Source organism: Methylovorus mays, from assembly GCF_020531915.1.
GTDB lineage: Bacteria > Pseudomonadota > Gammaproteobacteria > Burkholderiales > Methylophilaceae > Methylovorus > Methylovorus mays.
In genome coordinates this window covers 410508-424480 of the sequence record NZ_JAJAVG010000004.1, presented here as the reverse complement: position 1 = coordinate 424480, position 13973 = coordinate 410508, and the positions used below count along the sequence as shown (strand labels likewise).

Annotated in this window: 12 protein-coding genes and 2 tRNA genes; 8 read left to right on the top strand and 6 right to left on the bottom strand. The window is 50.7% G+C overall.

The genetic code is table 11. From position 1 onward, the window contains the following. The first annotated feature begins 17 nt into the window (after positions 1 to 17). On the top strand, positions 18 to 569 hold the full coding sequence (locus LG203_RS04330) for a hypothetical protein (RefSeq protein ID WP_230344649.1): 552 nt from the start codon (positions 18 to 20) through the stop codon (positions 567 to 569). A gap of 90 nt (positions 570 to 659) precedes the next feature. Here LG203_RS04330 and LG203_RS04325 read toward each other — a convergent pair whose 3' ends face one another. Together LG203_RS04325 and LG203_RS04320 are read right to left on the bottom strand one after the other, a co-directional pair. After that, a complete protein-coding gene (locus LG203_RS04325) occupies positions 660 to 1295 on the bottom strand; it encodes an EF-hand domain-containing protein (protein ID WP_230344648.1) in 636 nt (211 codons plus the stop codon). A gap of 207 nt (positions 1296 to 1502) precedes the next feature. Further along, positions 1503 to 2042: a Spy/CpxP family protein refolding chaperone gene (locus LG203_RS04320; RefSeq protein WP_230344647.1), complete on the bottom strand. Its 540-nt coding sequence runs from the start codon at positions 2040 to 2042 to the stop codon at positions 1503 to 1505. A gap of 224 nt (positions 2043 to 2266) precedes the next feature. Here LG203_RS04320 and LG203_RS04315 point away from each other — a divergent pair, with 224 nt between their 5' ends. The 6 genes from LG203_RS04315 (at position 2267) to LG203_RS04290 (ending at position 8763) form a co-directional block, all read left to right on the top strand. Beyond that, the gene (locus LG203_RS04315) at positions 2267 to 2950 is read left to right on the top strand and encodes a response regulator transcription factor (RefSeq protein ID WP_230344646.1); all 684 of its coding nucleotides are present in this window, start codon (positions 2267 to 2269) and stop codon (positions 2948 to 2950) included. Between the two features lie 2 nt (positions 2951 to 2952). Further along, entirely contained in the window at positions 2953 to 4416 is a 1464-nt protein-coding gene (locus LG203_RS04310; protein ID WP_230344645.1) for a HAMP domain-containing sensor histidine kinase, read from the top strand. Positions 4417 to 4921: 505 nt separating this feature from the next. Beyond that, on the top strand, positions 4922 to 5605 hold the full coding sequence (locus tag LG203_RS04305; protein WP_230344644.1) for a Crp/Fnr family transcriptional regulator: 684 nt from the start codon (positions 4922 to 4924) through the stop codon (positions 5603 to 5605). A gap of 287 nt (positions 5606 to 5892) precedes the next feature. Further along, positions 5893 to 6396 (top strand): DUF2059 domain-containing protein, encoded by a 504-nt coding sequence (locus LG203_RS04300; protein WP_230344643.1) that lies wholly within the window; start codon positions 5893 to 5895, stop codon positions 6394 to 6396. A gap of 177 nt (positions 6397 to 6573) precedes the next feature. Continuing rightward, positions 6574 to 6966, top strand: a complete 393-nt coding sequence (locus LG203_RS04295; protein ID WP_230344642.1) for a flagellar brake protein — start codon at positions 6574 to 6576, stop codon at positions 6964 to 6966. Between the two features lie 156 nt (positions 6967 to 7122). Then, the gene (locus LG203_RS04290; protein ID WP_230344641.1) at positions 7123 to 8763 is read left to right on the top strand and encodes a phosphoethanolamine transferase; all 1641 of its coding nucleotides are present in this window, start codon (positions 7123 to 7125) and stop codon (positions 8761 to 8763) included. 230 nt (positions 8764 to 8993) lie between these two features. Here the strand turns inward: LG203_RS04290 and LG203_RS04285 are convergent. The 4 genes from LG203_RS04285 to LG203_RS04270 all read right to left on the bottom strand — a co-directional run bounded on the left by LG203_RS04285 (position 8994) and on the right by LG203_RS04270 (position 11686). Continuing rightward, positions 8994 to 9069 (bottom strand) — tRNA-Asn (locus LG203_RS04285). 57 nt (positions 9070 to 9126) lie between these two features. Then, positions 9127 to 9202: transfer RNA gene (locus LG203_RS04280), tRNA-Asn, on the bottom strand. Between the two features lie 132 nt (positions 9203 to 9334). Beyond that, positions 9335 to 10546, bottom strand: a complete 1212-nt coding sequence (locus LG203_RS04275; RefSeq protein ID WP_230344640.1) for a pyridoxal phosphate-dependent aminotransferase — start codon at positions 10544 to 10546, stop codon at positions 9335 to 9337. A gap of 129 nt (positions 10547 to 10675) precedes the next feature. Further along, the gene (locus LG203_RS04270) at positions 10676 to 11686 is read right to left on the bottom strand and encodes a trypsin-like peptidase domain-containing protein (protein ID WP_230344639.1); all 1011 of its coding nucleotides are present in this window, start codon (positions 11684 to 11686) and stop codon (positions 10676 to 10678) included. Positions 11687 to 11835: 149 nt separating this feature from the next. Between LG203_RS04270 and uvrB the strand changes: the two genes are divergently transcribed. After that, entirely contained in the window at positions 11836 to 13872 is a 2037-nt protein-coding gene (gene uvrB, locus LG203_RS04265; RefSeq protein WP_230344638.1) for an excinuclease ABC subunit UvrB, read from the top strand. The last annotated feature ends 101 nt before the right edge of the window (positions 13873 to 13973 follow it).

The window sequence follows — 13973 nt, the reverse complement described above, 5'->3', positions numbered from 1 at the left end:
AATAACGGAAAAACACCATGCAATATTCTCAACGATTGAATCTGCTCTACGGCATTGCGCTCCATGAAATGGGCGGCGATGCCGCGTCCATCAGCGTGGACGACGGTGATGTGCAGGATGCCGCGCATTTTCTGGCCTGTTATCTGACTGTCAGGGCAATCCAGCTGGCAGAGCGCTCCCCGGCGGACGAGCGCGTTGAAAATTTTGACATGCTGAGTGTCTATCAGGCTTATGCCATGCTGGTATATACCTATCTCGTATTGCCGCTAGGCGATGAAGGCGTGCAGCCGGACTTCCAGAAAACGGCTGTAACCATTGCCAAATCATTGTTTGTCGAGCTGGGCGAAGATGAGTGGTTGGAGATTATCGAGTCCGGTCAGCATAAATATCAACTGATCGGGGATGCAGAGGCCGAGCACTGGATGAACTATAGGCAGGATCTGGACAAAGCCGTGGTGGCGTTTGTCGTGGCGGGGACGGATGAAAATGCACCATTCAGTCCAGATGACATAATGCCGATATTCGGTACCATGCTCAGCATGCTATGTGAGGCGTTTGAAAGTCTTTGAGCCAGAGGTTTTAAAGCAGGACGCCTTTGTAAAGGTATCCAAACTGTAAAAGGCGCACCCAGTGAGTGCGCCTTTTTTCTGACTTTATGATCAGGCGGTGTAAGACAGGCTGGAAGAACTGCTGGAATCCAAGCCATAGGCCGTGATCAACTGTTGGATCTGTTGGGCAATCTGGCTCAAGCTGCTACTGGAGGCGGAAGTGCTAGTGCTACTGCTACTGCTTGTTGTTGAACTGCTGCTTTCGCTACTGGACTCCTTATAAGCCATGGCCTCTTGTCCAGTTACCTTTCCATCCTGATTGGTATCAGCTTCCTCAAAATTCTCCGCGACTTCCGTCATCAGGCTGGCGAGCTGGCTGTCATCGGTGCTCGATGCAATGCTGGTCAGCTCATCCTGTGTATAACCTTCATCCTGACCTTCAGACGGAGGTGGGGGCGGTGGCATGCCTTGACCACCGCCCTGCATGCGCATGCTGTCGAATTGGCTGTTAAGCTGGCTCATCAGGGTATCAAGGCCTGAGGACATTTCATCTTCAGTGACCTTGCCATCACTGTCACTGTCTAGTGCGGTGAACAACTCATCGACGCTACTGGAGTCGGAATCAGAGCTGATTGAAGAAAATGCTGTTTCGAGGTCAGCTTTTTCAATGTAGCCCTGGCTTTTGGTGTCCAGCTTGGAAAACAGGCTGCTGGCAATTTGTGACGTGGAAATGCTGGATATCATCATTTTTCTCCTTTATTTTGCTGCTCCCCCCGGAACAATGTGGTCGCATCGAGTATAGAACGAGCAATACCGAGCCCACATGAACTAGTATCGGTCAAATTACTGTGTTTTTTGTGGGCGGAAAGTGTTAAGTTGGGTAAAACAATGTTAAGGAGAAAAGCCCGCTAAATCAGCATGATAAAGCGGGTATTTGAAAAATGTAACGGTAATTTAAATCAGGGTTAATGCTGACTTTTGGCTTTTCTGAGGTGTGAATTTTACGGGCTCTTGCGCTTTATGTTTACCGAATTGCGCTTTTGTTTCCTCTAATTGCTTGCGCTGATCGGCGGTCAATATGCCATTGATCTTGAAATCATTGCGCGCGCGTGACAGTACGAACTGCTTTTCGATCTCACTCAACTTTTCCGCCAGTTGTTGAGCCTTGCGCTCATCAAAGCTGCCAGCCTTGGATAAGGCTTCCAGATCGTCCAGCGCATGACGACGTTGCTTTTGCTGCTCGCGCAAGGCGGGAATCTGATCGTGCATCAATGCGAATATTTGATCCTCCTGCGCCTCACTCAAATCCAGTCCGCGCAAGTAAGGGGGGAGTCCTGGCGTCATTTTGATGTCGGGCATGGGTGGGCTGATAGGACGCTCCAGCGCAGGGCCTGGGCGCTCCTGCAACAATGGTTGTGCTTGAAGTAACAATGGCAGGCTAAGGCCAATCAGGCCAGCGGCTAATGTTAGCTTGTATAATGTGCTAGTGTTCATGATCTCTCCTGGGCTGATAGTCATGCCGGTCATCATGGCCGGCAAGTGCACTGACATTCTGCCGAATGTGCCTGTAAACCTCTGTTAAATAAAGGTTAAGTTAGGTAAACCAATACCGGGTTTTGTATGTAAAAATAGGTAAAACACCGGGTGTAGCGTTGTCTCATGCCCGTGTCGCTCGTTATCATCACCGAATGATCAAAAATAGGAATGATGTTTACGCCATGAATAAAGTCTTGCTGATTGACGACGACGTTGAATTGGTAGGAATGCTGAAGGAATACCTTGAGCAGGAAGGCTTTGAGCCAACAGTCGCTTATGATGGCGAATCAGGTTCGCAACAAGCCCTGCGCGATACCTATGATCTGATCCTGCTGGATGTGATGATGCCCAAGATGAATGGCATTGATGCCTTGCGTGCCATCCGGGCTGAAAAAAATACGCCGGTACTCATGCTGACGGCCAAGGGCGAGGATGCTGATCGTATCGTCGGGCTTGAATTGGGAGCTGATGATTATGTGCCCAAGCCATGTACCCCTAGAGAGATTGTTGCGCGCGTTCGCGCTATTTTGCGTCGAACCCAGCCTGCGGATAACACTCAGCCCGTGCAGATCACGGTCGGGGCATTAACATTGTGGCCGGAACAGCGGCGCGCCGAATGGTCCGGGAATGTACTGGAGCTTACCAGTACCGAATTCAACCTGTTGGAAGTGCTGGTGCGCCATGCGGGCCGCGTCGTCAGCAAAAGTGACCTTTCCCTGCAAGGTCTTGGCCGCCCACTGGCCAGATTTGATCGCAGCATTGATGTTCACCTCAGTAGTATCCGCCAGAAGATTGACGCCTATGCCAATGGGCGCCACTACATACAAACGGTTTATCGTATGGGTTATCAGCTCGTCCGCGAATAATTATGGGGCGGCTTTACTGGAAGTTCTTTTTCTTTTTCCTGTTCGCGCAGCTGACATCGGTATTCGGTGTCGGGCTGGCTGTGTGGGCGCACAACCGCAGCCAGGAAAACTCTCAATCCCTCATTGAAGCAAGCCCTCCTGCCATGTCGGTACTGGTGGCAGTATCTGCCACGCTGGAGCATGGCGGTGTCGAAGCGACACGCAAAATGCTGGAGGGCTGGCCGCAACGTCGCATGCCGCAGGTTTTTGTGGTTAACGAAGCGGGTGAGGATCTGTTGCAGCGCAGGGTGGCTCCCGAGCTGCTGCAGCATGCGATCTCGGAACTTGATAAAGACGAGGCGGTACGCAGTATTCATGCGAATGATGGTCATCAGTATCTTCTGTTTGTGCCGGCGCGTACGCGTGGGGGGCAGCCCTCGTTCAATGATGGAATGGAAGGGCCGCAGGGACCGCCCCCCGACATGCATGATCCATCCGGCATGCGCCAGCCACCTCCGGGTGAGCTATCTGATGACAGGCCGCCCCCACCTCCGCAAAATAGTGGTATGCGTTCGCGCTTCTGGCGTGTATTTCCCTTGGTGCCTCTATCAGCCGGGGTGATCGCCAGTCTGGTGTTTGCAGCCTTGTTGGCGTGGTATTTCTCAAAACCCATACGCAGTTTGCGGCAGGCTTTCATTACCGCGACTGACGGGGATCTCGAAGTGCGCGTGGCTGGCACCATGGGGCATCGCCGTGATGAGCTTAGCGACCTTGGGCGTGATTTTGATACGATGGCATCGCGCCTCGGGGCTCTGCTACAGGGACAATCAAGGCTTCTGCATCATGTCTCCCATGAATTGCGTTCACCGCTGGCACGCATGCAGATGGCGATTGGCTTGGCCCGGCAAAGTCCTGAAAAAGTCAGTAGTTCGCTGGAGCGTATTGAGCGTGAGTCCATGCGAATGGATAAGCTGGTAGGCGAGCTGTTGGCATTTTCACGACTGGAATCTGGTGTTACCAATATTCACAAAGAGCGCCTGGAGCTTAGTGATCTGCTGTTCACTCTGGCGGAAGACGCCCAGTTTGAAGCCAAGGATCGTAAGATAGAAGTACGATTATTGCCCCACGATGACTTTGTACTTGAAGCTCAGCCAGACCTTCTGCATCGTGCTCTGGAAAATATCATACGTAACGCCCTCAAATATGGCCCAGATGGTAGTGATGTGGATATTGATGTCACGAGTGACCCTGATGCACACCTTGTGTTCATTCGCATACGCGACCAAGGCATGGGGGTTGCTCCCCACGAATTGGAAACGATCTTCCAGCCATTTTACCGTGCAAACTCCGGGCTAGGGTCTGATGGCCATGGCATCGGACTTGCATTGGCCAAGCAAGTGGTCGAGATGCATGGTGGCAAAATATCCGCCCGTAATATTTCCCCTGTTGGCTTTGAAATCTCTGTCCAGCTGCCTTATCTGGATTAGATAGTACTCATCCCTTAGTGCTTTCGGCACTAATCAACGCCCCTCAATTACCTGCAATATTTTCAATACAGCCAGATTTTTCCACGTTGTGGATATCTCAGGTTGCTAGTCCATTGCACATTGCAAACCACATTGAATTTTGACGATGACTTTCGATTAGTCAAATAAAATCATGTGGTTAATTTGTTTTGTTTGCGACCGTGTTAAGTCTTTCAATCATGCCGGTGCTGCATAAATATGCTGATAAAGCCTAGCTTGCACCATCCTCATATAGCACCTTGAGCCAATAGCTGAGGTGAAAATCTGCTGCTAGCCTTGCATTTGCTGATAGCAATGCTGCCGGGCGCCTTCATGCCCAGACCTGCTTAGGCAAATGTATGGCAAAGCCAAAATAAAAAATTGATGAAGGAATGTTTTACCGGGTTGTGCATTCACCAGCAGCCATCTGCTGGCAGGATACGCAAATAACTATAAGCAGATTTACCAAGCATCCATAGGGGTTCATATGAGTATTACACAAGTTAAAGCGCTGCCTTTACTTCAGGGGCTGCCCCAGCCATTGCTGGAAGAGTATTACCGATATTTCAGAATGTTCCGGATTGAGAAAAAGAATTTCGTCTGTCACAAGGGTGATGAGGCTGGCGAACTATTCTTTTTGTTGAGCGGACGCCTGATGGTCGTGGACATCTCGGCAGAGGGGCGGCAGACAGGGCTCAGTTTTATTTCTCCGGGCGATTACTTTGGTGAGCTTTCAGTGCTTGATGACTTGCCGCGAGCGGCTTCCATTGTCGCTGTTTCTGAATCGCTGATTGCTGCTCTACCCAAAAGCAAAGTCAATAGTCTGGTCAGTCACGTACCCAAGATCGCGGAGCGCATGTTGAAGGACATGTGCCATCGCATGCGCATGGTAACGGATCTTCGTTGCCTGCTAGGCATACCTAACGCTTACAGCCGGGTTTTCTTATTGATCTCGCGCATGGCAAGTAATCAGGCGTATGTCGAACACTTTCCCTCCCACCAGCAAGTCGCCATCATGGTCAACACCAGCCGTGAAACTGTATCGCGTGCGCTAGGCTTGCTGGTAAGCGAAGGGATAGTCGCAAAGGAAAACATGCGTCTGATCGTAAAAAATCCGGAGGCGCTGAGCCGTATGGCGAGTGACTTCATGATTTCCGGGGCAAGGCATTAAGAAAACATTTCTTGATCAATATCAAGGGGTCGTTAGCTCTTAGGGAGCGCTGGGCGATTCTGTCGTCTGGCGCTCCGATGTATGCGAGAGTGAGGTTGTCAACATGAAGAGCAGGCTTGAAGCCGTGCATGGTCGATAATGATGGGGAGAAGTGCGTACGGTTCTGATAAAGATGACTTCTTAACTAAGTGCATACCTCAGTGAGGCGCATTAGAGTATGATTTATGTTCAATTGTGGCCTCTAGCGGGCTTTTTGCTATTAAACGACATACTCTACAGGAGGTCACGTGACACGTATTATCGTATGTATCTTTGCTTTGTTTATCTCTCTGCATGCGCTGGCAGCAGATAGTGCACCCACCGACGAGTCCATTAAAAATCTGCTCGACGCCATGAATGCCAAGCAGATGCTGGAAAAGATCCGAGCCCAGAACGCCACCTCGGTAAAGGCCTCAATTCTGGGGCAATTAGGCGGCCGACAACTCAACCCTCAGCAGGAGAAGGTATTGAATGCCACGTCGGAAAAAATCTCCAATATCATGGCGGAAGTCATGACTTGGGACAACTTCCAGAGCATATATACCAGTCTCTACAAAAAGAATTTTACTCAGGATGAAGTCAACGCACTGACCGCATTTTACAAAACGCCTGCTGGCAAATCATCCATGAATAAAATGCCAGCTGTTACCCAGCAAATCATTATGGAAAGCCAGAAATTGCTGGTCCCCGTGCAAGAGCGTATTCAGCAAGCGGCACAAGAGGGGGCCGCTGAGTTTCGTAAGGCTCAATAACAATAGAAGTTGAAATGTAAAAGAGATGCCACGCAGGATATTCGCGTGGCATTTTTCATTCAGGTACGAAAAATACCTGCTAGAATCCTATTCAAGGGTTATCGTTTTGGGCGGCAGTTCATGTTGCACAAACGACTTTCGGTTTGGCAATAACTTTAAAATTAATGATAAAAAACCATGATTCATCCAGAACACAATCAGCGTGAATTTTTCCGTATCCCGCCGCCGGGGCTGCTCTGTACCATCCCCATGACGGAAAGTGCCCCATCTTTTCCGGTGCTTGACATCAGCATCGCAGGCTTGGCTTTGGTGTTACCTAAAAGCAAGCACAGCACGCTCGAAGTTGGGGCAACGTACCACGACTGTAATTTTGTCGTCCCCGAGTTCGGCGAGATCAATGTCACCATGCTGGTGCGAAATGTACTTGAAATGAATGAAGGCACTTCCTTACGCCATTTCAGGGCCGGCTTTTCGTATGTGGACGTCAAGCCGCAAACGCAAGCCCGCCTGATGCGTTATATTGCATATCTTGAGCGATTGATGCACAAGCAACAAATTGCCGCTGAGTAAAACAAATTTAATTACTCATAACATGTAAGAAAGCCTGCATATTGCAGGCTTTTTGTTTAGTTCTGAATTAAAGCTATGGCCTGGACATATAGTAGTGGTAGACGTGGATAAGCCACGCGTGTCGTTCGTTTTTGCAGCTTCAGGATAACAACTAAGGTGATCCCCATTTTTACCCGCCAAACCCGATTTCTCGCGACTGCTTCGCTCTTCTTGTTGCTTGCTGCCAATCTTTCCCTGTGGGCGAATTTGCTTGCACTATATCCGCTGGATATTGCGTTCGGTATCAACTTGCTGCATTTAGTCAGTATCGGATTGTTTTTTGCCTTAAGTACTGTGCTTTTCATGCTATGGGTGTGTCATGGCAAGGCTGGCAAATGGATATTGGCTGCCCTGGTATTCGTCTCGTCACTTGTTGCGTATTACATGGATCATTACGGTGTGGTGATTGATGTCGTCATGATCAACAACTTGTTTGAAACTGACCCCCAGGAAATAGCAGGCCTGATCAACACCAGCATGCTGTTGCGTCTATTCTTCCTTGGCTTACTGCCAGTTGTGCTCATCATTCGCTGTTGGCCGTTATCTGAAGGTCGTAGGCCCGAGTTGGCTTCCAGGATCAAACTTTCAGTATGGCTATTGCTTGGCATAACGCTCGCTATTGCTGTAGCCCCCGCCAACTTCAGTAATTTTGTCAAAGAGCACAAAATTACGCGCCTGTATGTCAACCCAACTGGTTGGGCTTACTCGACAATTTCCTATGTCCATCAGTATGCGAAAGCGGTAACCCTGAGTACTGTGCTGCATGAAGCCGCGGCAGACGCTCAGGAGGTGGGCAAACATCGCGAGAGTGAGCTTATCATTCTGGTCGTGGGCGAAACCGCCAGAGCTGACCGTTTTTCGCTCAATGGCTATCATCGACCGACCAATCCTGAACTGGAAAAACGCGATGTTATCAGCCTTAAGCATGTGAGTTCGTGCGGAACATCCACTGGTGAATCCGTACCCTGCATGTTCTCCGCGTTAGGTCGTGAGCATTTCACCAGGCAGAAAGCCGCGCAATACAAAAATGCCCTGGATATATTGTCAGAAGAGGGGGTTCAGGTTCTATGGCGGGATAACAACTCTGACTCCAAGGGCGTGGCCACCCGGGTCCAGTATGAAGACTTCAAAAGTCCCAGCTTTAACCCTGAATGCGACACGGAATGCCGCGATATTGGCATGCTTTCAGGCCTGGATAAATATATCGAAGGGCATAAAGGTAAAGACATACTGATTGTTCTGCATCAGATGGGTAACCATGGACCGGAATACTACCGGCGCTACCCCAAGGATTTTGAGTACTTCAAACCTGTATGCAAAACAGGTGAACTGCGGAGTTGCACACCCGAAGAAATCAACAACGGTTATGACAATGCCGTTCGGTATACCGACTACTTTCTGGCCAGCATCATCGACTTTTTAAAGAATTACGATAATACGCATGCCACCGCCATGTTTTATGTAAGTGATCATGGCGAATCGTTAGGAGAGAAGGGGGTATACCTACATGCAGCACCTTATGCCACGGCACCGATAGAGCAAACCCACGTTCCCGCCGTATTTTGGGCCGGTAAGCACTTTGATTACCCGGTCAGCATGATCAAGCCCTACGAAGACTCGCCCCTAAGTCATGATGATTTGTTCTGCGCCTTGCTGATTGCCTTTGAAATAAAAACGAAAACTTGCGAGACGAAAGATCAATGGCTGTTTAAGAATCCGGATGTAAGGGCGGTAGTGCCAGTAGTAAACGGCTCATAATGGCATCTCAGCAAAAAGGCCACGCATTGGTGGGCTTTTTTACTCTTGAATATATCCTGAGTTTTATGATCTGAAAGAAAGCTTCTGCGGCATTTCACATTGATTGCCAGATAATCAAGCCAAATGTTACATGGCGTGCTTGTGTTAATCCTTTTGTGGAAAGTGGGGCAGATTGAGCGCTGTATACATGAAACAAAAAGGCCAGTGCTTATGCACTGGCCTTTTTCATCTGGCTCCCCGACCTGGGCTCGAACCAGGGACACACGGATTAACAGTCCGTTGCTCTACCGACTGAGCTATCGGGGAATATTCGGTTAAGTTCATCGGAAAAAAAGCCCACATTCCTGTGGGCTTTTTCATATTTGGCTCCCCGACCTGGGCTCGAACCAGGGACACACGGATTAACAGTCCGTTGCTCTACCGACTGAGCTATCGGGGAATCGATGAAGGCGCTACTATAAAGACTCGGCGGGCTTCGGTCAACATTTTTGTGCAAAAAACAGCGTGTAAAACGGACTGTTTTTTTGCTGAAAAATATGGCTAAAAACCGCCTGATCTTATGCTTTTAGAATCAAACAGTAAGTGCTTTTTCAATCCGGTCGAGGGCGTTTCTGAGGTTTTCCATGGAAGTGGCAAACGAGATGCGGAAATAGCCTTCTGCACCGAATGCCGAGCCAGGAACCACGGCAACGCCGACGTTTTCAAGCAGGTATTCTGACAATGCCATATCGGTGGTATCGCTAATTACGCCTGCCTTGTGCAGGTTGGCGATAGCGACGCGGGCATCGGGGAAAGCGTAAAACGCGCCGCCCGCCTTGATGCACTTGAGGCCTGGCATCTGGTTAAAGCGGTTTACCACATACTCGTGACGCTCGCGGAACGCTTCTACCATGGGGGTGATGCATTCCTGGGGGCCTTCAAGCGCGGCTTGCGCAGCCACTTGCGAGATGGATGTCGGGTTGGAGGTGGATTGCGATTGCAGAATTTCCATGGCCTTGATGATATGAGCAGGCCCTGCGGCATAGCCGATGCGCCAGCCCGTCATGGAGTAGGCTTTGGATACGCCGTTCAGCACTACGCAACGGCTCTTCAGCTCAGGAGTGGCATTCAGGATGTTATGGAATTTGTCGCCGGTGAGGTTGACGTGTTCGTACATATCATCGGTGGCCACGAGAATCTGCGGATGCTTCTTGAGCACTTCGCCCAGCGCCTGCAACTCGGCCAGGGTGTAAACCGACCCTGTAGGGTTGGAGGGTGAGTTGATCATGAACATGCGGGTTTGTGGCGTGATGGCAGCTTCCAGCTGAGCAGGAGTCAGCTTGAAGCCTTGCTCAATGCCGCACTCAATAATCACTGGCTTGGCGCCTGCCACCATGGCGATGTCGGCGTACGATACCCAGTAAGGTGCAGGCACAATGACTTCGTCGCCTGGGTTAAGCACAGCCAGCGCCAGGTTGAAAATACATTGCTTGCCGCCCACGCCGACAATCACTTCCTTTTCGGTGTAGTCAAAGCCGTTTTCATTTTTGAACTTGGCGACGATGGCTTTTTTCAGGCCAGGAATGCCACTGACCGGGGTGTACTTGGTGAAGCCGCTATCGATGGCTTTTTTGGCGGCATCCTTGATGTGTTGTGGCGTATCGAAATCGGGTTCGCCAGCGCCCAGACCAATAATGTCGCGGCCTTCAGCCTTTAGCTTGGCTGCACGTGCTGTCACAGCCAGAGTGGGGGATTCTTTGATGGTTTGAACGCGCTGCGAGAGCGGTAAAGCTAAGGGCTCCAAAGTAACTTCCTTGAATGGGGGTGAGTGATAAAGCGCTAATTTTACTCACAAAACCCATCCTGCGGAACTGGCAGCGCGTTTTTTTGATTGTTCTTTCATGCGCCTGTCATGAAATTCGTGCTTGGCGTTTCAGCATTCCAGCTTGCAGCCCACGGTATCGCCGAATTCCTCTGCGATATTTTTATCCAGATTGAGCAACGCCACGCTGATTTTATGCACTTCCTGCTTGTCACCTTTGTCGTTAGCGATCACACCTATTCGGAATAAGGCATCGGTATTGCTGGCATCCAGCGCCAGCGATTTGCGATAGTGTTTTTCGGCTTCTTCCGTGCGTGCAAGTTTTTCCTGAGCCCATCCCAATTCGTACCACGCCTCGGTATTGTTGGGTTCGGCCTGAGTCCAGCCCTGGGCGATCTGCTCCAGTTTTAGCCAGTCCTCCTGCAGCTCTGGCACAGCGATACGCAGGAAGTAGGGTTTGGTATCTTCATCCTCTTCCCAGAAAGCTTTACCCGTAATTTGCATGACGCTTTCGGCGGGTTGTTGAGCTACTTTGTCCAGCCACTCAATCGGTACGGCATAGAAATAAGCCACTCGACCTATGGTTTTAAAGGTGTTGATGCCCACGAGCTGACCTTCTTGGTTAAACAAGCCACTGCCGCTGGCGCCAAGGGCAAAGCGGGCAGTGCTACGCAGGATGATGCCATCATCCAGTGGGTATGCTGATTTGACGGTGCCCAGTGACGTGACGGGAGCAGGGGAGCCGCTGGAGTGACCAATGGCAATCACCTCTTCGCCTTTTTTCATGTCGGAGGCTCTGCCTATCTTGGCGGGCTTGAATGGCAAATTGTCTGTCGTTATCAGGCACAGGTCATGCCAGCGGTCCGCCTGTATCGAGGCAATGGTGTAAGTATCTTCGCCGCGCGATATCCATGGTTCTTTGGTCTGGCGAAAAATATGGCAGTTGGTCAGCACCTTGTTGGGCGCCACAATGACACCGGAACCATAGGCCAGGCTGCCATTCTGGTTATAGCCACGGATCATGACGATCGAGAAAAAGGAATCCATCAGCTTGGCACGGTCAAACGCATGCGCAGCGGGGATAAAGGTAAATGCCGTGAGCAGGGTCAGCAGGTAGCGCATGTGTCATTCTCCATAATGTCATTATTGTTGCGGCCTAAGGCCGTCTTGTTTGTAAGTGAGCCTGCCAGAAAGACATTTAATTAATAATCGAGTTCGGCGTAATAGATTTGAACTGCTAGAATACCTATTCGCTTTTATAGGTGTTTGATGTGATTGTTACTTTCCCCAATAGTCGATACCAGCTTCATCAGCCTTTCCCTCCCGCCGGCGACCAGCCTGCCGCCATAGAAAAACTCATTACCGGTATAGAGCAGGGCATGCGCTATCAGACCCTGCTGGGGGTGACCGGCTCGGGTAAAACCTACACCATGGCCAATGTCATTGCCCGTACCGGGCGGCCGGCTATGGTGATGGCGCCAAACAAGACGCTGGCTGCGCAACTGTATTCGGAATTCCGCGAATTCTTCCCCAACAATGCGGTGGAGTATTTCGTCTCGTATTACGATTATTACCAGCCTGAGGCATATGTGCCCTCGCGCGATCTGTTTATCGAAAAAGACTCCAGCATCAATGATCACATTGAGCAGATGCGACTCTCAGCGACAAAATCACTGCTGGAGCGCGAAGACAGCATTATTGTGGCCACCGTATCGGCCATTTACGGCATTGGGGATCCGGGCGAATACCATGGCATGGTGCTGCATATTCATCAGGGCATGAAGGTAAGTCAGCGAGATATCGTGAACAAGCTGATTACGATGCAATACGATCGTAATGACTTCGACTTCTCGCGCGGTGCTTTTCGCGTGCGCGGCGATGTAGTCGATGTGTTCCCATCGGAAAATAGCGAGACCGCGGTGCGTATCAGCCTGTTTGACGATGAAATCGAAACCATACAGCTGTTTGATCCCTTGACTGGGCAGGTATTCAACAAGATCCACAATTTCCGCATCTTCCCCTCAAGTCACTATGTGACGGCGCGGGAAGCGACGGTGCGGGCGATGGAAACCATCAAGCAGGAACTGCGCGATCGCGTGGATTTCTTTATCAAGAACAACAAGCTGGTTGAGGCGCAACGCATAGAGCAGCGTACGCGCTTTGACCTGGAAATGCTCAATGAAATCGGTTTCTGCAAGGGGATTGAAAACTACAGCCGCCATCTTACCGGTCGCTCACCAGGCGATGCGCCGCCGACACTGATTGATTACCTGCCTGACAATGCCTTGATGATCATTGATGAAAGTCACGTGACCATTCCGCAGATTGGCGGCATGTACAAAGGTGACCGCGCGCGCAAGGAAAACCTGGTGGATTATGGATTCCGTTTGCCATCGGCGCTGGATAACCGTCCGCTACGATTTGAAGAGTTTGAGCGCATCATGCGGCAATGCGTGTTCGTCAGCGCGACGCCTGCCGACTATGAGGCCACACATCAGGAGCAGGTAGTCGAGCAGGTAGCACGCCCCACTGGCCTGATTGATCCGGAAATCACGGTGAAACCGGCAGATACCCAGGTCGATGACCTGCTATCCGAAATCAAGCTGCGGGTGGCCGTGGGCGAGCGCGTGCTGGCAACGACCCTGACCAAGCGCATGGCAGAGGATTTGACGGATTACCTCTCTGAACATGGTGTTAAGGTGCGCTATCTGCACTCGGACATTGATACCGTGGAGCGGGTGGAAATCATTCGTGACTTGCGGCTTGGCGAGTTTGATGTGCTGGTGGGTATCAATCTGCTGCGAGAGGGGCTGGATATTCCCGAGGTGTCCCTCGTCGCCGTGCTGGATGCGGACAAGGAAGGTTTCCTGCGGTCGGAACGCTCGCTGATTCAAACGGCAGGGCGCGCTGCGCGTAATCTCAATGGCAAGGTAATCTTTTACGCCAATAACATTACCCGTTCCATGAAGCTGGCGATGGATGAAACATTGCGTCGTCGCGCCAAGCAAATGGCGTTCAACGAAGCCAATGGCATTGTCCCCAAGGGCGTGACCAAGCGCATCAAGGATATTATTGACGGCGTATACGACAAGGATGACGCGAAACGCGAGCGACAGGCTGCGCAGGATCAGGCTAGCTATGAAGCCTTGAGCGAGAAACAGATCATCAAGGAAATGAAGCGCCTGGAAAAATCCATGCATGACAGCGCGCAAAATCTGGAGTTTGAGAAAGCAGCAGAATTCCGTGACCAGCTGAAAAAACTCAAGGCCAAATTCTACGGAACAGATGTTCCCGATATTCTGCCTTGAAGCATCAAAGCCACTGCCCAAGAGGTGGCTTGGGATGATGTAGCTTAACCACATTGCAGTGCCAGGCATAAAAAAGCCCGTTCCAACTCGGAACGGGCTTT

Excerpts from the sequence above, each read along its gene's own strand:
- LG203_RS04310 (WP_230344645.1), top strand. The coding sequence starts at position 2,953 with ATGGGGCGGCTTTACTGGAAGTTCTTTTTCTTTTTCCTGTTCGCGCAG.
- LG203_RS04295 (WP_230344642.1), top strand. The coding sequence starts at position 6,574 with ATGATTCATCCAGAACACAATCAGCGTGAATTTTTCCGTATCCCGCCG.
- LG203_RS04315 (WP_230344646.1), top strand. The coding sequence starts at position 2,267 with ATGAATAAAGTCTTGCTGATTGACGACGACGTTGAATTGGTAGGAATG.
- LG203_RS04270 (WP_230344639.1), bottom strand. The coding sequence starts at position 11,686 with ATGCGCTACCTGCTGACCCTGCTCACGGCATTTACCTTTATCCCCGCT.
- LG203_RS04325 (WP_230344648.1), bottom strand. The coding sequence starts at position 1,295 with ATGATGATATCCAGCATTTCCACGTCACAAATTGCCAGCAGCCTGTTT.
- LG203_RS04330 (WP_230344649.1), top strand. The coding sequence starts at position 18 with ATGCAATATTCTCAACGATTGAATCTGCTCTACGGCATTGCGCTCCAT.
- LG203_RS04305 (WP_230344644.1), top strand. The coding sequence starts at position 4,922 with ATGAGTATTACACAAGTTAAAGCGCTGCCTTTACTTCAGGGGCTGCCC.
- LG203_RS04320 (WP_230344647.1), bottom strand. The coding sequence starts at position 2,042 with ATGAACACTAGCACATTATACAAGCTAACATTAGCCGCTGGCCTGATT.